We start from the raw sequence: 24,599 nt of genomic DNA on the forward strand, positions 1-24,599 counted from the left end.
AGCCGTTACGCCGCCTTGCGATCCTCCGCGAGATTGGCAAGCTGGCGCATGATTTCGGTGGTACCCATCAGGCGTTCCTCCGGAGTTTCCCAGTTCTGGAAGAACACGACTTTCATGTCGGGGCGAACCTTTGCCGCCTGTCCATGCTGACGGATGAAATAAACCAGCCGATCGGGTTGTGCGAACTTGTTGTCCCGGAAAGAAATCACCGCGCCTTTCGGTCCCGCATCGACCTTCTCGATATTGGCGCGGCGGCAATAGGCTTTGATCGCTGCGACCTTGAACAGGTAACGGACTTCGTCCGGCAATTGGCCAAAGCGGTCGCGCAGCTCCGCGGCAAAGTTATCGATTTCATCATCGGTGTCGAGGTCGGCAAGCCGACGGTACAACGATAGCCGAACTGCCAGATCAGCGACGTAGTCTTCCGGGATCAACACCGGCATCCCGATGGTGATCTGCGGGGACCAGCGATCGTCGGCGAGTTCCGTCACGCCGGTCTTGAGATTCTCGATCGCCTCCTCCAGCATCGATTGATAGAGCTCGAATCCGACTTCCTTGATGTGGCCCGACTGTTCCTCGCCGAGCAGATTGCCGGCGCCGCGAATGTCGAGATCGTGCGACGCAAGCTGGAACCCGGCCCCCAGAGTTTCGAGCGACTGCAAAACCTTGAGCCTGCGCTCGGCCTGCGCCGTGATCTTATGCTTCGACGGCAGCGTGAACAGCGCATAGGCGCGCAGCTTCGAGCGGCCGACCCGGCCGCGCAACTGATAAAGCTGTGCCAGCCCGAACATGTCGGCGCGATGCACGATGAGAGTGTTGGCGGTCGGAATGTCGAGCCCGGACTCCACGATGGTCGTCGAGAGCAGGACATCGTACTTGCCGTCGTAGAAGGCCGATATGATATCCTCGATCACTGTCGGCGGCATCTGGCCGTGAGCGACGGCAACTTTCATTTCTGGTACGTGTTTGTCGAGAAAGTCCTTGACCTCGGCCAGATCGCTAACGCGCGGTACGACATAGAAGGCCTGGCCGCCGCGATAGCGTTCGCGCAGCAGAGCCTCGCGGATCATCAAAGGATCGTGCGGCGCCACGAAGGTGCGGACCGCGAGACGATCGACCGGCGGCGAAGCGATGATCGAGAGGTCGCGCACACCGGTCAGCGCCAGTTGCAGCGTGCGCGGAATCGGAGTCGCGCTCAACGTCAGAACGTGGACGTGCGCCCGCAGTTGCTTCAGCCGCTCCTTGTGACTGACGCCGAAGTGCTGCTCCTCGTCGACCACCAGAAGTCCCAGGTCTCTGAACTTGATGGATTTGCTAAGTAAGGCATGTGTGCCGACGACGATATCCACCGAGCCGTCGGCCATCCCCTTCTTGACCTGCGTCAACTCCTTCGGAGACACCAGTCTCGATGCCTGCGCGACATTGACCGGGAAACCGCGAAACCGCTCGGTGAAGGTTTTCGCATGTTGACGTGCAAGCAGCGTTGTCGGCACAACGATTGCGACCTGCTTTCCGTCCAGTGCGACAGCAAAAGCTGCCCGCAAGGCCACTTCGGTTTTGCCGAAGCCAACATCACCGCACACCAGCCGATCCATTGGCTTGCCGCTCTCGAGATCCTCCAGCGACGCTTGGATGGCGCCGAGCTGATCCTCCGTTTCATCGTAGGGGAAGCGCGCACAGAATTCATCGTAGAGGCCGGACTGTACCGGCAGCTTCGGCGCATCACGCAAATGCCGCTCCGCGGCGATTCTGATCAATTCACCTGCGATCTCACGAATGCGGCTTTTCAGCTTGGCCTTGCGGGCCTGCCACCCACCGCCGCCGAGCCGATCAAGTTCGACATTGGCGTGATCGGAGCCGTAGCGCGATAACAGTTCAATGTTCTCAACCGGCAGGAATAGTTTGGTCTCATTGGCATAACGTAGTTCCAGACAATCGTGCGGCGCGCCGCCGACTTCCAGCGTCTGCAGGCCGACAAAACGCCCGATACCGTGCTCGACGTGAACAACGAGATCGCTCGCCGCAAGGCTGGTCACTTCCGAGATGAAATTATCGAGTTTGCGGCTGGCCTTGCGCGGCCGCACCAGACGATCGCCAAGTATATCCTGTTCGCTGATGACCGCGACAGATTCGGTCTCAAATCCCGATTCTATTCCAACGACGGCCAGCATGATCTCATTGCGTGGCGTTGCCTGAACCGTGCGCCAGACATTGATGCTCGTCAGGTTGAGCAGCTTGTGATCCCTGAGCATGCTCGCCATGCGGTCGCGCGAACCCTCGCTCCACAACGAAACGATGACTTTCTTGCGCGTGGCCTGCAAGGCCTGCACATGGGACACGACGGACTCGAAAACGTTGAGGGCAGCGTCGGCCCGTTCTGGCGCGAAATCTCGCCCCTGTCGTGCGCCCGCATCGATGACATTGAGAGCTTCGTCAGGCATCGCGAACGGCGTCAGTCGCACCAGCGCCGCTTCATTGATCCGTTTCGTCCATTCATCTGGCATAAGATAAAGGCGATCAGGCGGAAGCGGCTTATAGGGCGCGCCGCCGCCGGCGTGCTCAAGGGCCTCGCGGCGCGCTTCAAAGTAATCGGTGATCTGCTTGAAACGCTCGCCTGCGGCGTCTTCGCCCTGCGGCTCGATGACGATGGCCGCGCCGTCAAGATAATCGAACAGCGTATCCATGCGTTCATGAAACAGCGGCAGCCAGTGCTCCATGCCTGGATATCGCCGCCCTTCGCTGACAGCCTCATACAACAGGTCATCGCGTTCCGGTGCGCCAAAAGCCGCGACGTATCCCATTCGGAAGCGCCGGATGGTTTCGGTGACAAACTGGAATTCGGAGATCGGGACGAGATCGAGCGAGCGTACGTCGAACAGCGTGCGCTGGGTTTCCGGGTCGAATGATCGGATCGACTCCAGCGAGTCGCCGAAGAAATCGAATCGGACAGGCTGGTCGAGACTGGAAGGAAACAGATCGAGGATGCCGCCGCGCACGGCATATTCGCCGGGTTCGCGAACCGTCGAGGAACGATTGTAGCCGTTGTGCTCAAGCCATGCGACGATCGAATCCATCGGCACCACATGGCCAGGCGCGACTGACAGGGCCTGAGACGCAACGATCGCGCGCGCCGGCACGCGTTGCAGGATCGCGTTGATCGTCGTGAGGACGATCAGAGGCGCGTCGCTGCCGGTCAGACGAGACAAGCGCGCAAGCGTTGTCAGGCGCTGGGCAAGTACGCCTCCATGCGGCGAGACTCGATCATAGGGTTGGCAATCCCACGCCGGAAACTGCATGACCGAAATATCAGGCGCGAAGAACTCCAGCCCGCGCGCCAGCTGCTGCATCCGCGGGCCATCCCGGCAGACCACCGCCAGGCTGACTGCCGAAACCTGCCGCCCCGCCTTGGCCTTGATGGCTCGCGCGAGGTCAGAGACGACAAGCCCTTCGGCGCCTTCCGCGACATTTGCGAGCGTCAGTGGACGGCCCTGTGACAGCGAGTCCGCAGGTGATCGGGGAGTCGCTTTCATGCGGCCTGTCCCGGCCGAAATGACTTTATGCGATCAAACAGCGCGGTCCGATACTCGGAAGCCAGCGGAGCGCCGTCGCTGAGTGCTGCGTAAAGGTCCGGGTCCGGAACCTCGATCAAGCTTTCGAGATCGTTTAACTCCGCGTCCGTCAACGAACCAATCTCCTCATCAACGAATCGGCCAAGAATCAAATCCATCTCGCGCATCCCGCGATGCCAGCAGCGATACAGCAGCCGTTTTCGGCGGTCATCTAGGCCACGGCTTGATCGTGTCGATCCTGTCATCCATCAATTCCAATCAAACGCCAAAAGCCCGGACGAGCCGGGCCGGCACCATATAGCCTTCGCGATAACGGATGTCAGCACCTGTCTCGCGCATTGCATAATCAGAAATTTGCATTCAAGGCTTGCAATCGATCCAGTTCACTTCGTCGAGTCGCTTGATGCACCCTGCGCTGCTCAATCCGCTCTTTGTACCGGTGACCAGCCTGTCCGGCGTCGGCCCGAAGCAGGACAAGCTGTTCCGGTATCTGCTCGCACGCGATGAAACTCCGCGGCTGATCGATCTGCTGTTTCATCTGCCTGCAAGCGTCGTCGATCGCAGAGCCCGGCCCAAGATTCGCGACGCCGTCCCCGGCACTATCGTAACGCTGGAGGTGACCGTCGACCAGCATCGCCCCGCGCCGCCCGGGCGCTCGCGCGCGCCGCATCTGGTCTATGCCAGCGACGAGACCGGAGACGTCGTACTAACCTACTTCCGCGCCCAGCCCGGCTACGTCGAAAAGCTGCTTCCCATAGGCAGTAGGCGCTATGTGTCCGGCACGATTCAGACGTTCGACGGTGCGCTTCAGATCGTGCATCCCGATCGTGTGGTCGATGAGGCGGGACTGGCAAAGCTCTCAGGCATCGATCCCGTCTATCCCCTCACGGAGGGTCTGGCGCTGGGCTCCTTGCGGCGCGCCATCGCGGGCGCCTTGCAAAAGCTCCCCGTTTTGCCCGAATGGATCAGTCCGGACATTTTGCGCCGGTGCAGCTTCCCGCCGCTTCAGGAAGCGCTCCATCGCGTTCATGTCCTGCTGGAATTGACCGATATTCTGCCGGAAGGCCGGTTCTGGTCACGCCTTGCCTTCGACGAACTGCTTGCCGGACAACTCGCGCTGGCGCTCGTGCGAACGCAGCTTCGCCGGCCGGCTGGAAGCCGACACGCCGGCGACGGACACCTGCGCAACAGGATCATCGACGCGCTTCCCTACGCCCTGACCGCATCTCAACAGCAGGCGGCTGCCGCGATCAGCGACGACCTGCGGCAGCCGGTGCGGATGCTGCGGCTGCTTCAGGGAGATGTCGGTTCGGGCAAGACGGTTGTCGCCCTGCTCGCTGCGGCGGCGGTGGCCGAAGCCGGCAAGCAGACGGCTTTGATGGCGCCGACCGAGATCCTTGCCCGCCAGCATATCAAGACCATCGCGCCGCTGGCTGAACAGGCCGGCCTGCGCGTTGCGATCCTGACCGGCCGCGAGAAAGGCAAGGAACGGCGCGAGATCACGGCACGCCTCGCCGATGGCGACATCGACCTGCTTGTCGGCACCCACGCGCTGATTCAGGATGACGTCGCGTTCAAGGCGCTAGCGCTTGCGGTAGTGGACGAACAGCACCGTTTCGGCGTGCGCGAGCGTCTCGCACTAACCGCTAAGGGCGAGGCCGTGGATGTTTTGGTGCTGAGTGCGACGCCGATCCCGCGCACGCTCGTTCTCACTTATTTCGGCGACATGGACGTCTCTGAATTGCGCGAAAAACCCGCTGGCCGGCAGCCGATCGATACCCGCGCCGTCCCCGACAACCGGTTGGACGAGGTGATCGATGCCGTCGGCCGCGCGGTGAAGGCCGGTAAGCTGGTTTACTGGATCTGTCCGTTGGTCGAGGAATCCGAGACCGTCGACCTGACCGATGCGGAACAGCGCTTCGACAGCCTCAAGGCACGCTTCGGCGACAAGGTCGGCCTTGTCCATGGCAAGATGCGGGGCCTCGAGAAAGATCGCGTGATGGCGCAATTCGCGGCAGCCGAAATCAATCTGCTGGTCGCGACAACCGTCGTCGAGGTTGGCGTCGACGTGCCGGCGGCGACCATCATGGTCATCGAGAACGCCGAACGCTTCGGTCTCGCGCAACTGCACCAATTGCGGGGACGGATCGGTCGCGGTTCGGAACCCTCGACTTGCCTTCTGCTTTACCGGGAGCCGCTAGGAGAAATGTCCGCCGCCCGGTTGCGGGTGATCCGGGAAACCACAGACGGCTTCCGTATCGCCGAAGAGGACCTGAAACTGCGTGGCGAAGGCGACATACTCGGAACCCGTCAAAGCGGCCTGCCCGGCTATCGCATCGCGCGCTCCGATGTCCACGCGCAACTCATCACGTTGGCTCGCGACGAAGCCCTGCGCATTCTGAAGCAAAATCCGAATCTCACGGGCGCGCACGGCGAAGCGTTGCGATGCTTGCTGCATCTGTTTGAGCGTGACGAAGCCCTGCCCCTGCTCGGCGCGGGTTAAGAGCGTTTCGAGTGAAGTGGGCACCGGCTCGCGTGAAGAAAACGCGTCAGATCGAAATCATAGAGCCCCACTTCTGACTCTGTCAGAAGCGGAAAGGCTCCAAGCGTCAGTCAACCTTTGCAGCCGTTGTGGGCGCAAGGCTCGACGTATTTGCAGCGCGCGCCGCTTCGGCCATTCCTGCGAGAGCTGCGAGCTTCTTCTGCGAATCGGAATTGGGCTGAACGACGCCGGCAGACATGATCAGAGTTGCAGCCTCCTCCGTGGTCATGTCGATCTCGATGACCCTGCTCTTGGGCACGTAGAAGAAGAAACCTGTCGTCGGGTTGGGGGCGCAAGGCAGGAATACGGAAATATGTTCCTCCTGAGCGGGGAGTCTGGCGGCAACGTTCGTGCTTGGTACTTGCGAAATGAGCACAATGGACCACATGCCAGGCGACGGAAATTCAACCAAACCAACTCTGCGGAGGCTCGATCCGGATCCGGAAAAAAGCGTTTCAAAGACCTGCTTGAGTCCACGGTAGATCGCCCGCACCACAGGCATCCGGCCGAGTACTTTTTCGCCAAGATCGACCAGTGTCCGGCCGATCAGGTTGGCTGTCAGGAAGCCGAGCATCGTCAGCGCGAACACGGCAACGATCAGGCCTGATCCCGGCAATACGAAAGGCAGGTACGTTTCAGGCCGATATGCGATCGGGACGAATGGCCGTACCAAGTTGTCGACCCAGTTTACGAACCACCAGGTCAGGTAAAGCGTTATGGCCACCGGGCCTGCGACAATCAGTCCGGTCAGAAAGTAATTCCGGAATCGCGCGATGAGCCCGCGAGGCATATCCGGATGGTGGTCGCCTGGTACGCCGCTCGAAGGGTTGTCACGCGTCATCGTGGTTCCAGATCAAAAGACGTCCAAAAGGCTGATATCTGCTTATATAAGCATTCTAGCAAACTTTGCATGCTGCGTGATGGATCGCCCTGCGACCCCTAATCTTATTCGACAGTGACGGATTTTGCCAGATTGCGCGGCTGGTCGACGTCGGTGCCCATGACGACTGCGGTATGGTAGGCCAGCAATTGCATTGGAATCGCATAGACCAGCGCAACAAAAGTGGCTGCCATATCGGGCAGGATAATCGTCACCAGGGACTCGATGGTCGCCTCCGCCGCCCCCTTCGCGTCGGTCATGAGAATGATGTTACCACCCCGCGCCGCCACCTCTTGCATATTGGACACTGTCTTTTCGAAAACGCGATCATAGGGGGCGATCACCACCACAGGCATGTTCTCGTCGATTAGTGCGATCGGTCCATGTTTGAGTTCTCCCGCTGCGTAACCTTCCGCATGGATGTAGGAGATTTCCTTGAGCTTGAGCGCTCCCTCCAGCGCGAGCGGGTAGCTGGTGCCGCGTCCGAGATATAAGACGTCCCTGGATTTGGCGATCTCGCGCGCGAGCCTGTCTATCTGCGGTTCGGTGGCGAGCGCTTCGGACATCAATCGAGGAATTTCGATCAGTCCATGCACGAGTCGGGCTTCATCTTCTTCGGATAATTCGCCGCGCGCCTTGCCTGCGGCGATCGCGAGAGTTGCAAGCACCATCAGCTGGCAGGTGAAAGCCTTGGTCGATGCGACTCCGATCTCCGGACCTGCCAGCGTTTGCAGCATCGTCTCGCTTTCGCGCGCGATCGTCGACGTCGTGACGTTGACGATCGAGAGCGTGTGCAGTCCATGCTGCTTCGCATATCGCAGCGCCGCGAGCGTATCGGCGGTTTCACCGGATTGCGAAATGAAGATCGCGAGATCGCCTTCGCCGAGCGGCGCTTCACGATAGCGAAATTCGGACGCTATATCGATTTCGACGGGAAGCCGGGCCAGGCGTTCCAGCCAATATTTGCCGATGTAGCCGGCATAGTTAGCGGTTCCGCATGCGATGATCGAGACCCGCTTGATCTCGCGAAAATCGAAAGGGAGATCTACCGGAAGCGATACACGCTCGGTCGCCATGTCGACATAGCGGGCCAGCGTGTGTCCGACCACCTCAGGCTGTTCGTGGATTTCCTTGGCCATGAAGTGGCGATAGTTCGCCTTATCGACCAGAGAGGTCGAAGCGCTGTGCTTGACGACCTCGCGCTGCACGATGGTGTTGCGGTGGTCGTAGACGGTCGCGCCGTTGCGCGTCAAAACAGCCCAGTCACCGTCTTCGAGATAGCTGATCGAATTGGTGAGTGGCCCGAGCGCAATCGAGTCCGATCCCAGATACATTTCGCCGTCGCCATATCCGATCGCCAGCGGAGGCCCGTTGCGCGCACCGATCAGAATGTCATCGTTGGCTGCGAAGATAAAACCGAGAGCGAATGCGCCGCGAAGCTGCGACAACGTGGCTTTGACCGCCTCTACCGGATTGACGCCGGCGGCAAGATAGCCATCGACCAGATGTAGCACTGCTTCGGTATCGGTTTCAGTTTCAAAAACCGCTCCCTTTTTCTGAAGCTTCTCACGCAGTTCGCGAAAATTTTCAATGATGCCGTTGTGAACGACGGCCACGCGCTCGGTTGCGTGCGGGTGCGCGTTGTTCTCGGTCGGTCTGCCGTGCGTCGCCCAGCGCGTGTGTCCGATTCCGACCTGCCCGATCAGCGGCTCGGTCAGCAAGCGCCCGACCAGGTTTCGCAGCTTACCCTCGGCGCGACGACGGGCCAAATGCGCTCCTTCTAGTGTCGCAATGCCGGCGGAATCGTAACCGCGGTATTCGAGACGCCTGAGCGAATCAACCAATTGATCCGCCACTGGACCTCGCCCCAGAATCCCTACAATGCCGCACATGCGGATCAATATCCCCAAAAACTCAGAAAATTGCGAAAAGACCGAGCCCTCTTAACGAAAACCCGGAACGTACGGAAACAATAATTATTGCCGATTGCGACAGTGTTAAATCGGCCGGAACACAAACCGCCGGCGTATAAATGTCCCCTGCATTTCAAGCATTCAGTTGACCGGCTTCTTCGTGAACGAAGCATGTCTCGTAAGAAACGGAAGCCCCAGCGGCGACCTAGCCACTGGTAAGCATTCGATAACCTTGATTGTTTGCGAGCCGACAATCCGCGGCCTCGAGGATGCGCGCCGAGTGCCTCCTGTGGCAGGCTAAAAGCCGCTTGGCAATTTAGCGCCCGATCGAAACAATTTTAGCAGTTTCTGCAACGGGAGCCCAAGTCCCTTTTGTCACTCTGTGTGCATGAACAGTGAGGCGTACATGAGTGAAGTCGAGTTTGATCGGTTGCTGAGCGCAGTGAGCGCGGTGATCGCTCCGCGCATCGAAGAAGCCGCGCAGCCGGATATCGACCACGCGCGTTTCATCAGGCCGCTGCAAGCCGCCAACGACAATGAAGTCGCATGGCCGCTCCTTCCTTTCCCCGAGGGATGGAACGGTGCCTGCTGAACTACATTAAGTTGGACCAACGTATCGGTAAAATATAATATCTATCAATTAGTTGTCTTAAGACTTTGATTGTGTTGTGGAGGCCACGACCGGAATTGAACCGGTGTACACGGTTTTGCAGACCGTTGCGTAACCACTCCGCCACGTGGCCCCTAAGTCCGGGCTTATTATAGAGCATCCTCTGCTTAGGCAACCTGCTCCCTGCAGTCCGCGAGCTTCTATGGTTTGATGGTTGTGGCGCCAGACGACGGGTCAGGCGCGCTGGCGCCGATTCCGGCGGCGTTTTGGTCCGGGAGCAAGCTCGGGTACCCTACCCTGCACCTCCTGATATTTTGTCAACATCCCGTCGAAGCTGGCAAGCAATGTCGTCTCGATGTCAGGCCGACCTTCGAGGTTAGCGAGCATTATCGCTGCGGCCTCGATCGTGGCGAGTCCGTCGCGGCGCGGCTCCCTGCGCAGTTTGCCGTAGCGAGAGGTCCAACCGGGTGCAAGAACAACGCGCTGGCACTTCAACATCCACGGGTTGCGCCACCACAGCGCCTTGGCCTGGCTCCAAGTACCATCCAGCAGCACGATGCCCTCAATATCCGCAAGAGCCGCGCGTTGATCGGTCTCCATCTGGCCGTTGCGATTGATGGCGACGATGGCACGGTCGGTATTGGAACGGTCGACCCTGACCGAGCCAAGGTAAAGTACCGCCCAGCGCGATGGGTCATGCACCGGTCGGCCCAACGCCCTGGACAGACTGGGCCAGGACAGACCGATCTTCAACACGGCGTCCTGGAAATGTAGCGCGGTTAGACGAGCAGTTCCGAGCGCCTTATCTTGCTCCTGTGGGTGCTGCAGAAGAAGCAGCGAAGTCCGGATTTTGATCGGCTTAATGCTGTTGCAAACGCATAACACTGCCAATTTGTGACAGCGCTGGCATTGCGGGAGCGCGTCACGTCCTGCAGTGGAGCTCTCGGGGTTGCTGGACATTGCTCGCTATACGCCGCGCCGATCCAGCCCGCAACAACCGATCGCTCCCCCTATTCGGCCGGCGCGGCAGCGGGTACGGCCTCGCCTCGTCGTCGCAACCGGTCGATCAGAAGATAGATGACCGGAGTCGTATAGAGGGTCAAAATTTGTGAAACGAGAAGCCCGCCGATGATGGTGATTCCGAGCGGGCGTCGTAGTTCCGTGCCGGGACCGACCGCGAGCACCAGCGGTATTGCAGCGAAAAGCGCGGCCATGGTGGTCATGATGATTGGCCGAAAGCGCACGCTACAAGCCTCGAAGATTGCGTCCGCGGATGATAATCCGCGTTGGCGCTCAGCATCCAGCGCGAAATCGACAATCATGATGCCATTTTTCTTGACGATACCGATGAGGAGAATGATGCCGACAAATGCAATGATCGTCAGTGGCGTATTAGTGATCTGCAAGGCCAGAAGTGCTCCGAGTCCAGCGGACGGCAGGGTCGAGATGATCGTGAGCGGATGAGCGAGGCTCTCGTAGAGAACCCCGAGCACAATATACACCGCGGCAAGTGCGCCGAAGATCAGTAGCGGCTGCCGTGCCGACGAGCTGCGGAAATCGGCCGCGTTGCCCTCGAAGTTTCCGCGAATACCCTCGGGCATGTGCAACTCATCGACAGCGCGTTGAATATTGGCGGTAGCGTCCTGAAGTTCCACGCCCGGTAACGTGTCGAAGGACACCGTCATCGACGGAAACGACTGTGAATGAACAACAGCGAGCGGCGACAGATCACGCTGATAGTGAGCGACGGCAGACAGCGGCACCTGAACTCCGTTGGCTCCCGCAACAAAGATGCGCTCGAGGTTGGATGGGTCTTCCTGAAGTTGTGGATCAATTTCCAAAATGACCTGGTATTGATTGCGCTGGGTATAAACTATCGAAATCTGCCGTTGCGAGAATGCGTTGTTGAGTGCGTTGTCGATATCCTGAATCCTGACTCCAAGGCTGGATGCCTTTTGCCGGTCGACGGACACCGTCAGTTGCAGACCACCTGACTCGCGGTCGCTTGACACGTCAGTAATTCCCTCGACCGTTTGCATGCGCTTGGTGACAAGGGGCGCCCACTTCTGCAACAACTCGAGGTCAGTACTGTAGAGTGTGTACTGGTAGTTTGAATCGCTCTGGCGTCCTCCGCTGCGGATGTCCTGGGCGGCGAACATGAGCAGCCTGATGCCTGATAGGTCACTAAGATTTCGGCGCATCCGGTTGATCACCTGCTGGGTCGTCAATTTTCCTCGTTCAGCGGGTGGCTTCAAGATGATGTACATAAATCCTCGATTTGAGCCTCCGAGCTGGCCGCCGCCGATGGAGGAGCCGATTCCCTGTACGGCAGGATCTGCCATTACAATATCCATAGCTTGCTGTTGAAGACCGAGCATGGACTGAAAGGAAACGTCGGCTGACGCGTGCGTGATACCAACTATGAAGCCGCTGTCGTCGATCGGAAAATAACCTTTCGGCGTCTTGATATAGAGAGTCACCGTCAGGGCGATAGTCGCAAAAAACACCAGCAACGTCAGGGCGGGAAAGCGGAGTACGACGCGCAGCGTGCGCGTATAAAACGCCACGATTCGCGAAAGCAGGCCTTCAACCAGCCGGTCGAACCGGGTCGCATTCGTGGACGTCACGCCTTTGATGTAGTGAGCGCAGATCATCGGCGTTACGGTCAAAGACACGATCGTTGACACCACGATCGCGAAGGTGAGTGTGAGCGAGAATTCCCGCAACAGCCGGCCAGCGACGCCGTCCATAAAGATCAAGGGCATGAATGCGGCAATCAACGACAGGCTGATCGAGAATACGGTAAAGCCGATCTGCCTTGCTCCTTCAACCGCCGCCCGGTAAGGCGGCAAACCCTGCTCAAGATTGCGGTACATGTTCTCGATCATGACGATGGCGTCATCGACGACGAAGCCGACCGAGATGGCCAGCGCCATCAGGGACAGGTTGTCGATGGAGAAACCTGCCAGCCACATCCCGACGCATGTACCAGCCAGCGCCAACGGAACTGATATGCCGGCCGCGACAGTCGGCGTAAGACGTCGAAGGAACGTAAATACCACCACCATCACCAGAAAGGCGGTGGCCAACAGTGTCCATTCCATGTCCTCAACGCTTGCCCGGATCGTGCCGGTGCGATCAACGATGATGGATACTTCGACACCGCCAGGAATCCATTTCTTGAGTTCGGGGAGCAGCGCCCTCACCCGGTCGACAGTGTCGATGACATTGGCGTCGCCCTGCTTGGTGACCTGGATCAATACCGCGGGCTGCTTGTTGAACCAAGCGATCGAGCGGCTGTTTCGCGTGGCATCCTTGACATCGGCCACGTCCGAGAGCCGAACGAAATTCCCTCCTGAATTCTTTATAATGATGTCGCGAAATTCGGCTGCCGTCCGCATCTGCCGGTTAGTCGACAACGTCTCGCTCTGGCGGTCGCCATTGAAAATTCCGACTGGGCCAAGCGGATTGGCGTTCACGATCGCGGTCCGGACATCATCGGTCGAGATGCCTGCGTTTGAGAGCGCGACCGGATTGAGAGCGATCCGCACAGCCGGCTGATCAGCTCCACTTACGGAAACCTCACCTACCCCCGGAACCTGCGAAACGCGCTGAACAATAACGGTATCAGCTACGTCATAGATGGCGCTGGTCGACATGGTCTTTGATGTCAGCGCCAGAACGAAGACGGGTGACGCAGAAAGATTGGACTTGCGGAACTTCGGCAATGTCGGCAGATCCGTCGGCAGATCGGCGAGCGATGCGTTGATCGCCGCTTGCACGTCGCGTGCCGCGTGATCGATGTCGCGCCCGATGGCAAACTGCAATTGAATGCTCGTGGCGCCCAACGCGCTCGTGGATGTGATTTGCTCGACGCTGGCGATCTCACCCAGGCGGCGCTCCAGCGGCGCGGCAACGGTAGCAGCCATCACCGACGGCGACGCGCCCGGCCGGTTCGCCGACACTCTGATCATCGGGAAATCGACATTGGGAACCGAAGCTACCGGAAGGACGGCGTAAGCGACAACGCCAATGAGAAACAGGCCAATGGCGAGCAGCGTGGTACCGACCGGTCTTCGAATGAACGGCTCGGAGATCGAGGCCATTATCTTATGTCCTCGGTCGCACCAGGCGGCGGCTTCGAGCCGCCAGTAGGAACGGCTTGCTCGATTCGCTTGTTTAGCCGATCGAGCCCCAGATAGATCACCGGCGTGGTGTAAAGTGTGAGCAACTGACTAAGCAGCAGGCCACCGATGATCGAGATGCCAAGAGGAAACCGCAACTCCGAGCCGGTGCCGCTTTCGATCGCCAGCGGCAACGCGCCGAACAGCGCTGCCAGCGTGGTCATCATGATCGGCCTGAACCGGAGCAGGCACGCCTGCACGATGGCATCGGTCGAAGACATGCCTTGACGGCGTTCTGCCTCGAGCGCGAAGTCGATCATCATGATCGCATTCTTCTTCACGATGCCCATCAGAAGAATGATGCCGATCAGACCGATAACCGACAGATCCTGTCCGAACAGCATCAAGGCGAGAATGGCGCCGATACCAGCCGAAGGCAGTGTTGAGAGGATTGTAATGGGATGAACATAGCTTTCGTACAATACGCCCAGCACGATGTAGATCGTGACCAGTGCGGCCAAGATCAGCCAAGGCTGACCGGCAAGCGCTTTCGAGAATTCCGCCGCATCGCCCGAAAACATGCCGACGATACTAGAGGGCATGCCGATGCGGGTTTCGATGATCTTGACCCGTTCTACGGCGTCGCCCAGCGCTTCGCCCGGGGCGAGATTGAAGCTGAGCGAGAATGCGGGGAATTGCGCCTGATGAGAGATTGCCAGTGGCGCCGTCGTCCTGGTCAGCGTCGCAACTGCAGACAGCGGGACCTGAGCGCCGGCAACACCCGGCAGAAAAAGCTTGGAAAGGATTGAGGGGTCGTTCTGATACTGCGGCAAGGCTTCCAACACGACACGATACTGGTTGGCCTGTCCATAAACGGTCGATATCTGCCGCTGAGCAAAGGCATCGTTCAAAGTGTCGTTAACAGCTTGAAGGCTAACGCCGAGTTGACCGGCGCGCTCGCGATTGATGTTCAGCGCGGCTCGAAGACCTGCGTCTTGCGCTTCCGACGATACGTCCCGAAATAGTGGATCGCGACGAAGTTCCTCGACCAGTTTTTGGGTCCACTCCGAAACGTGGGCTGCGTCCGTTCCCGTCAGGGTGTATTGATAAAGCGAGCGGCTGGTCCGCGTGCTGATCTGAATATCCTGCACCGGTTGAAAATAAACCGCCATACCAGGGATCGAAGCTACGCGCGTCTTCAAACGTGTGATGATTGCAGCGACGTCGTCGCGGCGGTCACTCCGTGGCTTCACCGTCATCACCAGACGGCCGACATTCGTGGTCGGATTCACCGAACCGGCACCGATGACGGATACAACGCCCACGACGTCCGGATCCTTCTCGAGGATGCCCGCTACCTCGGCTTGACGCCTTCCCATTTCGGCAAAGGATACGTCTGGACCCGCCTCAGTTACGGCGGTGATCGACGCTGTATCTTGCAGAGGCAAGAAACCCTTTGGCGCGACGACATAGAGCAACATTGTTACGACGACCGTCGCAAAGACAACGGCCAGCGTTGCCCGCTGACGCTGAAGGACCCATAACAACGTCCAATGATAGAATGCGACAAGCCGATCAATACTGCGGTTGACTGCCGCCAACCCCGGAATCGGAGCTCCTTCCTCCGAGTGTTTTAGCAGCCGAGAGCACATCATCGGCGTCAGTGTAAGCGACACCACGGCGGACGTGATGACCGCGATCGTCAGTGTCAGAGCGAACTCGCGGAACATTCTTCCGACCAGCCCGGACATGAACAAAAGCGGGATAAACACCGCGATTAGCGAAACCGTCAGCGAAATCACGGTGAAGGCAATCTCACTCGCACCCCGGAGCGAGGCCTCCATGACGCTCTCGCCGTTCTCGATGTGTCGGACGATGTTTTCGATCATCACGATGGCGTCGTCGACCACGAATCCGGTGCCGATCGTCAGCGCCATCAGCGACAGGTTGTCGAGGCTGAACCCCGCGAAATACATGATGCCGAAACTGGTGATTAGCGACAACGGCAGCGCCACGCCCGCAATCAACGTCGCCCGGAGCGAGCGCAAGAAAAGCAGCACGACAAGCGTAACGAGGACGATGCTGAGAATGAGCGTGAACTGCACGTCGTGGACTGATGCGCGGATTGTCACGGTCCGGTCGCTGACGACGGTCAGTTTGACACCGGCCGGAATTGCTTTCTGGACCTTCGGAATCTCCTCCCGGATCTGGCGGACAACCTCGATCACATTGGCGCCGGGCTGGCGCTGGATATCGATGATGACCGCCGGCGTTCCGTTATACCAGCCGCCGGTGCGCTCGTTTTCCAGTCCGTCGACGATCCGGGCGACATCGCCAATCGTGACCGGAGAGCCGTTGCGGTAGGCGATAATGATCGGTCTGTATGCGTCGGCCGTTGTGATCTGGTCGTTCGCCGCGATCGTGTAAGCTTGCTGTGCACCGTCCAGAGCCCCTTTGGGACCAGAAACGTTGGCGTTGGCGATTGCGGTCCGCAAATCCTCCATTGAAATGCCGTACGCGGCGAGCCGCGCGAGATCGGCCTGGACACGCACCGCGGGCTTCAAACCTCCGAGCACGGAAACGCGGCCAACGCCTGAAATCTGACTGAGGCGTTGGCTCAGAATGGTGTCCCCAATATCGCTCAAGGTGCGCAATGAGACCGTGTCGGACGTCAGGGCGAGCGTTATCACCGGCGCATCGGCAGGATTCACCTTGGCATAAACGGGCGGGTACGGCAGGTTTTTCGGCAGTACTCCCGCGGCAGCGTTGATAGCAGCCTGCACGTCCTGTGTCGCGCCGTCGATATCCCGATTCAGGTTGAACTGTAAGGAAATCTGACTGAGCCCGAACGAGCTTGTCGATGTCATCGACGACAGCGACGGGATCTGCCCGAGTTGACGTTCCAGCGGCGCTGTCAGTAATGACGCGACCACATCGGGACTGGCGCCTGGGAGCTGAGTCCTCACCTGCACTGACGGGAAATCGACTTGCGGCAGCGCAGAGACCGGCAACGCCCAATAGCCGAGCACGCCTCCGATCATCAGCGCGATCCCGAGCAAGGAGGTTGCAATCGGACGACGAATAAACGGTTCCGAGACACCCATGTCTAATCAACTCGTCTGGCAGCGCACTGCCGAGGGTTCGCTTCTCAGTGCCGTGCCTCCGGAATCATGGCCGAGCCTTCGGTCCGCCGCCAGAACCCCGCTTGCCGCGACGCTCACTGTTGTCGCCGCCTCGGCGAGCGCCGTGCTCATCGTGCCGCTTCTGCGGCGCGAGATCGGCCGTCGGCGCCTGATCGTTCTGACTGATCGTCACCTTTGCTCCGTCGGAGAGATTGGCAAATCCCGTCGTGACCACGCGATCAGTAGGACCAACTCCCTTGGCGATCACAGCATCCTTTCCGTCCTGCTGCTGCACAGTCACTGGTTTGGCCGTTACGATGTCGCCGTCTCCGATCACGTAGCTGAAGGTTCCGAGCGGGCCGCGCTGCACCGCCGACGTCGGTATGACCGTCGCCTGTAATAGCGTTTCAACCTTGATCCGCACGTTCACGAATTGGCCTGGCCAGAGCTGAAAATGCTCATTTGGAAATTTGGCTCTCAGCCTCAACGTGCCGGTCGTCGGATCGACCTGATTATCAATACCGATCAGCTCACCCGTGTCGGCTACTGTTGTGCCGTCGTTTCCGAATACATCGACTTCGATAGCACCCTTGGCTGCTGCTGCATTCACCCGTGTAATCTGCTGTTGCGGAAGGCTGAACTGGACGGAGATAGGCTGAAGCTGCGTAATGACGACGAGTCCGGTCGTATCCGTGGTATTGATGATGTTGCCACGATCGACCTGGCGCAGGCCGACGCGGCCGGAAATCGGCGCGACGATCTTGGTAAAGCCGAGCATCGCTCCCGCGTTGTCGATTGCGGCCTGATCGGCCTTGACCAGCGCCTCCTGTTGAGCAACGACCGCCCTCTGGGTATCTGCCTGCTGCTTCGAACCGGCATTGGAGACGGCCAGCTGCTGGTAGCGTTTCAGATCGAGGAGCATATTGGCAAGTTGCGCTTCGTCCTGGGCCTTCTTCGCGACTGTCTGATCGTACTGGGCCTGGTAGATCACGGGATCGATTTCGCCCAGCACATCGCCCTTCTGAACATCCTGGCCTTCGGTAAAATTGACGGCGATCAGCTTGCCGTTGACCTGAGAGCGTACAGTAACGGTGTTCAGCGCCCGGACCGTTCCGACGCCGTCGAGGTAGACCGGCACATCCTGGATCCGCGGCGTTGCAGCCAGTACGGGAATTGCACGATCGGAATGTTCTCGACCTTCATCGCGCTTCGTTTGCTCAAGCGCGATCCAGCCAAGATAGGCGAGTCCTCCGAGGATCAGAAGCGTAATGACGATCCACACCGGACGCCGCTGGCCGCCGGCCGTCATCTTGCCAGGTATCCTGTCGCCGATTGCTTTCGCGGTTTCATCCAGACCTGGTTTAAAGAGCATTGCCAGCCCTTTCGATCCTCGGCTCCCAACCGCCGCCCAGGGCTTGATAAAGGCTCACGATTGCCTGTAACCGCGCAAGCTGCGCTTGCGATAGGACGTCTGCCGCCTGAAATAGTGTCAACTGCGTGTTTAGCACGATGATGATATCGGCGGTGCCAGCCTGAAGCTGCTGCTCGGAGAGCTCAAACGCCCTGCGCGAAGCTGCTACGACCTCCCGCTGCAGGCGCAGTCTTTCGGTGGTCTGACGCACAGCAGTCAGCGCAGTGTCGACATCGGCGAACGCCGAAACCACCGTCTTGCGGTAAGTCTGAAGCAGCTCGTCCTGTCTTGCCCTCGTGGTTTCGAAATTGCCGAGGATTCTGCCGCCGTCGAAGATCGGCTGCGTCAATCCGCCGGCGAGGTTGAAAAATGCCGCCTGGGGTTGGAACAGTGCGACCAGCGCCGGGCTCTGGTAGCCGCCCTGCGCGGTCAACTGAATGCTCGGGAAAAACTGCGCCCGCGCACTGCCGACATTCGCGGTAGCCGACGCGAGTTGCGCCTCCTGACGGCGGATGTCCGGGCGCTGGGTCAACAATTCGGACGGCAGTCCCGGAGTCACACGTGGCGCGGTGATCTGGTTGAGCGAACCGCCCTTGACCTGCACGCTTTCCGGTGGGCGAGCCACCAGTGTTGCGAGCGCGTTGATGTTCTGTGCAAGCGTCTGCCGAAGCGGGGGAACGGTCGCGCGCTGATTCGCCAACACGCTTTCCTGCTGCGCCAGGTCGAGGTCGGTTCCGGTACCGGCACTCAGCCGCTGTTTGAGTGCATCCAGGATACGCACGGCGCTGGCGATATTGCGCTCGGCGACGCGAATCCGGTCTTGTGAGGCAAGGACCTGAAAATAGGCATTCGCGACGCTGGCGAGCGTCGTCAGCGCGACCACATCGCGGTCAAAGTGGCTGGCGCTGGCTGTCTCCACCGCGGCCAACGCGGCATCGCGGTTTTTGCCCCAGAAATCGATTTCGTAGCTGGCGGCGGTCAACGTGCCTGAGTAGTTCACGATCTCCCGGCCCCGATTTGTCAGGCCGCTTAAGCTCGACCCCGAAGTACGGAAATAGGATTCCTGTCCCCCGATGCTGACGCTCGGTAATAGCGCCGCACCCGCTATCCGGGCTTGCTCGTCGGCCTGGACGATCCTTGCCGCCGCCGCTGCGATATCGAGATTGACGGTCTGGGCTTCCTCCATCAGGTCGGTCAATTCAGGAGAACGAAAACCACGCCACCAGTCGAGCTTTGGCAGAGCGTCGGCCCTGGTCGTCTGCGCAGCCTTGTACCCGCTAGGGATCTCCAGCGCCGGATCCGGAATATCCGCCGTCAGAATGCAGCCAGCCGACAACGCGGCCGCCGCCAACACAGGGAGAAGCATAGCGGAACGCCAAATCCACACCGCGCATCTCTGAGGATGGCTAAAGGCCGTAGCAGGCGAAAAAGTCACACCGGCCCCCTGGGGGAAGACAGAAACGGCGACAGGTATTGACATGATATCACTGCGCCGCAGTATCAACCTTTTCTGGAATAAAGCGACGCGGCCACCGGCAGTCATACTTTCTCTGAGACCGTCCCTATTCTAGCTGTCCGAACAAGCGACGGACAGTCCCGCCCAGCCAAGAACATTAGATGCGTTCCATAGGCGTCACTGCTCTGATTTATCAGAAAAGGCCCGATTTAAGGGCCTTTCTCGAAGTTCAGGCTACATACGCGTCCAACAATCTTACGAAGATTTCATGCGGCGTTGCGAGGGTCCGCCCGTTGGCGGCAGGGATTTTTCGGTCCGAGACCGTCTCTCTGCCGAGATGCGATTCTACGCTCCCTTGTACCTCCCTCGCCCCTCAACTAGGGTTGTCTTGAAATCCTCCAACAGCCCAATGAGAATTTTGCATCTCATGAGAATCGATAACGACGTCGTAGAAGCGATCGGCAATACTCCTCTTATCAAGTTAAAGCACGCCTCAAATGCGACCGGATGCACCGTTCTCGGCAAGGCCGAGTTCATGAATCCGGGCCAATCTGTCAAGGATCGCGCCGGCAAACAGATGATCCTGGAAGCTGAAAGGCGCGGCGATCTCAAGCCCGGCGGCCTCGTGGTCGAGGGCACGGCCGGCAATACTGGCATTGGTCTTGCCATTGTCGCCAGCGCGCGGGGGTATCGCACGATGATCGTGATCCCGGAGACACAAAGCCGCGAAAAGAAGGACATGCTGCGGCTGTGCGGAGCCGAGCTGGTCGAAGTTCCGGCGCTCCCCTACAGCAATCCGAATAATTATCAGCACATCGCAAAGCGTCTCGCTGACGAACTGCGTAAGTCCGAACCCAACGGCGTCTTGTTTGCCGACCAATGGAACAACCTCGACAATCCCAAGGCGCACTACGTTTCAACGGGCCCCGAAATCTGGGAGCAGACCGGTGGCAAGGTCGACGGCTTCATCTGTTCGATCGGCACGGGCGGCACGCTGGCCGGAGCGAGCGCTTTCCTGCGGGAAAAAAAGAAGGATATCGTCATCGGTGTTGCGGACCCTCGCGGGGCGGCCATGTATGAGTTGTTCAAGAACGGCGTGGCCAAGCCGACCGCGGGAGGTTCGATTACCGAGGGAATCGGGCTCGGGCGGGTGACGCCGGTGATTGCCGACGCTAAAGTTGACGAAGCTTACCTCATCCCAGACGAGGAGGCCGTGCCCGTCATCTACGATTTGCTTGAACATGAGGGGCTTTGCCTTGGCGGCTCGACTGGAGTCAACGTCGCCGGCGCGATTCGCCTCGCGCGCCAATTGGGACCCGGTCACACCGTCGTGACGATCCTGTGCGACTCCGGCAACCGTTACCAATCGAAACTTTTCAACCCGGACTTTATGCGCTCCAAGGGCCTTCCCGTGCCGCAATGGCTCGAGAGACAAAGCACCGTAAAAATTCCCCTCGCAGCAGTTTAAAGCCGTTCCGGTCTCACCGCAGGATCTGGCTTAGAAAGAGCTGGCTTCGCGGGTGTCGCGGGTTAGCGAAGAAACTTGCCGGGGTATCGGATTCGATGATCTGCCCCTCATCCATGAACACGACGCGGTTAGCTACTTCTTTGGCGAATCCCATTTCGTGCGTGACCACAAGCATGGTCATGCCTTCTCTAGCCAGATCCACCATCGTGTCGAGAACCTCCTTGACCATTTCGGGATCCAGGGCGGACGTCGGCTCATCGAATAGCATGACCTTGGGGTTCATCGTGAGCGCGCGCGCGATCGCCACACGCTGCTGCTGGCCTCCGGACATCTGTCCAGGATATTTATTGGCCTGATCAGGTATCTTGACGCGTTCCAAAAACTTCATTGCCGCAGCTTCGGCATCTTTCTTCGGAGTATTGCGGACCCAGATGGGAGCGAGCGTGCAGTTTTCGAGCACTGTGAGGTGCGGAAACAGATTGAAACTCTGGAAGACCATTCCGACCTCGCGCCGCACCTCGTCGACGCGCCGCAAATTGGGTCCTAGCTCAATTCCATCGACGACGATGCGACCCTCCTGAAACTCCTCAAGAGCGTTGATGCAGCGGATCAGCGTCGACTTTCCGGAGCCTGACGGCCCGCAAATGACGATGCGTTCGCCACGGGCCACGTCGAGATCGATGTCCCGCAGCACGTGGAAACTGCCGAACCACTTGTTGAGACCGATGATGGAAACGATGGCGTTCGCATCTGTCATTGATATTTCCAAAGCTCAGGTTCGTCGATGCGCGTTCAGTCGATGCTCCACGAATAGGGAATATCGCGACATGCTGAAGCAGAATGCGAAGTAGATGAGTCCGGTGAACGCAAACCCGGTGAACAGCGTGGTTGGCGTCGCCCACGCGGGATCTGCAAACGAAGCTCGCAAGCTCCCGAGCAGGTCGAACAACGCGACGATCGAGACCAGCGAGGTATCCTTGAACAACGCGATAAAGCTGTTGACCAATCCTGGAATGACGTGCCGCACCGCCTGCGGCATTACGATCAGCCCGGTGGTCTTCCAATAGGATAGTCCAAGCGCATGGGCGGCTTCTGCCTGTCCGTTCGGGATCGCCGCGAGACCGCCGCGAATAACCTCGGCATTATACGCCCCGGCGAACAGCGCTATGCCGATTAGGACTCGAACCAGCCCATCGACGGTAAAGTTTCCGGGAAGAAAGAGCGGTAGCATGTAGGTCGCAAAAAACAATACGGTGATCAGGGGAACGCCGCGCCAGAATTCGATGAAAGCGATTGAGAACATCCGGATCAGCGGAAGGGTCGAACGCCGTCCTAGAGCCAACGAAATTCCGATAGGTATCGACGATACGATGCCTGTCACCGACACCACCAGCGTTACCAGCAGGCCGCCCCAGAGACGGGTATCGACAACCGGAAGTCCGCCGCGATCGAGACGCATTGCCGCGATAACCAGGCCAATACCGACAAATGTTGTCAGGCTCGCGAGTAACGCTCCCCAGCCTGCACGGAAGCCGCCGCTGAAAAGGAAGAGCAGCAGCGAAACGATCGCAGCAGTGCAACCAAAATCGTACCAGACCGGCTGACCAGAGCTCTGAAGTCGATCCAGGAGCGAAATCAGCGGCGACGCCAGCCAGCTTAGTGCATCGCCAATCGATGCAACGGCATTTCCCAACAGTCGCAAGATCGAACCGAATTCGCCTACTTCCCCTGACGCGGCGAGCTGCCGCCCGGCATTATCAACGTTGTCAGCCAAGCTGGACAGAATCCCGGCGGTCCAGCTCACGCCAAATCCAGTGATGCCTCCACCGTGGAGAAGAAAAAATGCTGCGACCGGGAAAGCGATGAAGAACAGGCTGGCATTGAGACGTTTGGCCGGCAACCGTGGAATGAGAAGCGGCAGCAACAGGATGGCGGCCAGCAGAAACGTCAAATTTACCCGCCACCGTTCGGGTTCTGGATAAAAGCCGTAAATGAACTGGGTGATCTTCGCGTGGACGAACGGCCAGCACGCCCCGATTGATTGACTTGTATCGGTAACCAGACACGACGTTCGATTCTGACCCTCCCAGACCGCATCAATGAAGAAAAACCGAACTGTTGGAACAAGGAAAAGCCATAGCAGCGCAGCTCCAGCCAACGTAAGCAGCGCGTTGCTCGGGGAGCTGAACAGATGGATCCAGAGAACGCGGGCCAGGCTCGTAGTCCTGATGGGTGCGCGTCGTCCCGGAACGAGAGTGGCGCGCACGAACGATGGTGCGGGCCGAACGCTCATGCACCCCCGCTCCGTGCAACGCGCCTGGAGTAGACGCTCATGATCCCGCTGGTCACGAGCGAAATCAGCAGATACACGCCCATCGTAATCGCGAGGATCTCGATGGCCTGTCCGGTCTGGCTGAGCGTTGTTCCGGCGAAGACTGAGAATAGTTCCGGATAACCGATGGCGACAGCCAACGAGGAATTTTTGGTGAGGTTGAGGTACTGATTGGTTAGTGGCGGCAGAATGACCCTCATGGCTTGCGGGACCACGATCAATCGCAGCGTCGATCTGCGCGAAAGCCCGAGCGCGGCGCCTGCTTCCATCTGTCCCTTATGCACCGAAAGAATCCCGGCGCGCACGACTTCCGCGATGAAGGCGGCCGTATATGTCGAGAGCGCAACCGCTAGCGCGACAAACTCCGGGATCAGGCGCGCGCCGCCAGAGAAATTGAATCCCTGGAGAGTCGGCATTTCGAACGTGAAGGGAGTACCGAAAATGACCATCGCGGCGGCGGGAAGACCAAGCAGCAGACCAAGGGCGTATGGCCATACGACCAAAGCTCGTCCGCTCCGAAACAACTTGCGACGGGAATGGCTTCGCAGCAGCATGCAGCCGACGATCGCAACCACCACTGCGACGGCAAACGCGATTAGCCCCTCCTGCCCGACAGGCTTGGGAACCACAAGACCACGATTGCTGAGGAAGATGCCGTTGATGACCGAAATGCTTTGCTTTGGACTCGGAAGCGTCCTCAGCACCGCGAGATACCAGAACAGAATCTGAAACAGTAAGGGCAGGTTTCGAACCAGCTCCACATAGCCGCCGGAAATGCGGGATATCAACCAGTTCGGCGACAACCGACCGAGCGCCACCATGAAGCCGATAATCGTTGCGAAGAAAATGCCGACTGTGGCGACCACGAGCGTATTCACAAGGCCGACAAGAAAAACGCGCGTGTAACTGTCGGTCTCGGAGTATGGGATCAGGGTCTGGCTAACGCCGAATCCCGCGGTATTCGACATGAAGCCAAGCCCGGATGCGACATTCTGCGCTTCCAGATTTGCTTTTGCGTTGGCCACAATCTCATAGCCGATCCACGCAAGGACGGCAACGAATAGAGCCTGCAATGCAAGCGCACCCCAACCGGCCCGTCCGCCAAGCGCACGTCGTAGCCTGAGAAAAAATTGCAGCGGCGGTTTCCGGGGGGCGACGGCCATTCCTGATGC

General features: G+C 59.1%; 15 protein-coding genes and 1 tRNA gene. 3 read left to right on the top strand and 13 right to left on the bottom strand.

Translation table 11 applies throughout. The features are described 5' to 3' along the window. Positions 1–5 precede the first annotated feature (5 nt). Complete coding sequence (mfd, locus tag ACM561_RS08055; protein ID WP_425909294.1) at positions 6–3,530, bottom strand: transcription-repair coupling factor; 3,525 nt, start codon at positions 3,528–3,530, stop codon at positions 6–8. Continuing rightward, a complete protein-coding gene (locus ACM561_RS08060; RefSeq protein WP_079446548.1) occupies positions 3,527–3,814 on the bottom strand; it encodes a succinate dehydrogenase assembly factor 2 in 288 nt (95 codons plus the stop codon). The genes mfd and ACM561_RS08060 overlap by 4 nt, the downstream gene beginning before the upstream one ends. A 158-nt stretch (positions 3,815–3,972) precedes the next feature. On the opposite strand from ACM561_RS08060, the gene recG reads away from it, so the two are divergent. Next, entirely contained in the window at positions 3,973–6,072 is a 2,100-nt protein-coding gene (gene recG, locus ACM561_RS08065) for an ATP-dependent DNA helicase RecG (protein WP_425909296.1), read from the top strand. Between the two features lie 106 nt (positions 6,073–6,178). On the opposite strand, the gene ACM561_RS08070 is transcribed toward recG, so the two are convergent. Continuing rightward, entirely contained in the window at positions 6,179–6,952 is a 774-nt protein-coding gene (locus ACM561_RS08070) for a DUF502 domain-containing protein (RefSeq protein ID WP_425909297.1), read from the bottom strand. Positions 6,953–7,056: 104 nt separating this feature from the next. Continuing rightward, the gene (gene glmS / locus ACM561_RS08075; RefSeq protein ID WP_425909299.1) at positions 7,057–8,883 is read right to left on the bottom strand and encodes a glutamine--fructose-6-phosphate transaminase (isomerizing); all 1,827 of its coding nucleotides are present in this window, start codon (positions 8,881–8,883) and stop codon (positions 7,057–7,059) included. A 427-nt stretch (positions 8,884–9,310) separates the two neighbouring features. On the opposite strand from glmS, the gene ACM561_RS08080 reads away from it, so the two are divergent. Continuing rightward, positions 9,311–9,496 (top strand): hypothetical protein, encoded by a 186-nt coding sequence (locus tag ACM561_RS08080; RefSeq protein ID WP_079446552.1) that lies wholly within the window; start codon positions 9,311–9,313, stop codon positions 9,494–9,496. 77 nt (positions 9,497–9,573) lie between these two features. Here the strand turns inward: ACM561_RS08080 and ACM561_RS08085 are convergent. The 6 genes from ACM561_RS08085 to ACM561_RS08110 all read right to left on the bottom strand — a co-directional run bounded on the left by ACM561_RS08085 (position 9,574) and on the right by ACM561_RS08110 (position 19,537). Then, positions 9,574–9,647 (bottom strand) — tRNA-Cys (locus ACM561_RS08085). A 101-nt stretch (positions 9,648–9,748) separates the two neighbouring features. Next, positions 9,749–10,474, bottom strand: a complete 726-nt coding sequence (locus ACM561_RS08090; RefSeq protein ID WP_425909301.1) for a tRNA-uridine aminocarboxypropyltransferase — start codon at positions 10,472–10,474, stop codon at positions 9,749–9,751. A 50-nt stretch (positions 10,475–10,524) separates the two neighbouring features. Continuing rightward, positions 10,525–13,620: an efflux RND transporter permease subunit gene (locus tag ACM561_RS08095; protein WP_425909303.1), complete on the bottom strand. Its 3,096-nt coding sequence runs from the start codon at positions 13,618–13,620 to the stop codon at positions 10,525–10,527. Then, a complete protein-coding gene (locus tag ACM561_RS08100) occupies positions 13,620–16,742 on the bottom strand; it encodes an efflux RND transporter permease subunit (protein ID WP_425909305.1) in 3,123 nt (1,040 codons plus the stop codon). Before ACM561_RS08100 ends, ACM561_RS08095 begins: the two co-directional genes overlap by 1 nt. 64 nt (positions 16,743–16,806) lie before the next feature. After that, entirely contained in the window at positions 16,807–18,132 is a 1,326-nt protein-coding gene (locus ACM561_RS08105) for an efflux RND transporter periplasmic adaptor subunit (protein WP_425909307.1), read from the bottom strand. Beyond that, the gene (locus ACM561_RS08110; protein WP_425909308.1) at positions 18,122–19,537 is read right to left on the bottom strand and encodes an efflux transporter outer membrane subunit; all 1,416 of its coding nucleotides are present in this window, start codon (positions 19,535–19,537) and stop codon (positions 18,122–18,124) included. The genes ACM561_RS08105 and ACM561_RS08110 overlap by 11 nt, the downstream gene beginning before the upstream one ends. 517 nt (positions 19,538–20,054) lie before the next feature. On the opposite strand from ACM561_RS08110, the gene ACM561_RS08115 reads away from it, so the two are divergent. Beyond that, positions 20,055–21,095, top strand: coding sequence for a cysteine synthase A (locus ACM561_RS08115; RefSeq protein ID WP_425909310.1), 1,041 nt, complete (start codon positions 20,055–20,057; stop codon positions 21,093–21,095). Positions 21,096–21,108: 13 nt separating this feature from the next. Here the strand turns inward: ACM561_RS08115 and ACM561_RS08120 are convergent, their stop codons facing one another. Genes ACM561_RS08120 through ACM561_RS08130 form a run of 3 tightly spaced genes read right to left on the bottom strand, consistent with a single transcriptional unit; the run spans position 21,109 to position 24,590 of the window. Then, positions 21,109–21,852: an amino acid ABC transporter ATP-binding protein gene (locus ACM561_RS08120; protein WP_425909312.1), complete on the bottom strand. Its 744-nt coding sequence runs from the start codon at positions 21,850–21,852 to the stop codon at positions 21,109–21,111. A gap of 15 nt (positions 21,853–21,867) precedes the next feature. Continuing rightward, a complete protein-coding gene (locus ACM561_RS08125; RefSeq protein ID WP_425909314.1) occupies positions 21,868–23,388 on the bottom strand; it encodes an amino acid ABC transporter permease in 1,521 nt (506 codons plus the stop codon). After that, positions 23,385–24,590, bottom strand: coding sequence for an amino acid ABC transporter permease (locus ACM561_RS08130; RefSeq protein ID WP_425909316.1), 1,206 nt, complete (start codon positions 24,588–24,590; stop codon positions 23,385–23,387). Before ACM561_RS08130 ends, ACM561_RS08125 begins: the two co-directional genes overlap by 4 nt. Positions 24,591–24,599 lie beyond the last annotated feature (9 nt).

Origin of the sequence: Nitrobacter sp. TKz-YC02 (assembly GCF_049852135.1) — a bacterium.
In the GTDB taxonomy this organism is placed as follows: domain Bacteria; phylum Pseudomonadota; class Alphaproteobacteria; order Rhizobiales; family Xanthobacteraceae; genus Nitrobacter; species Nitrobacter vulgaris.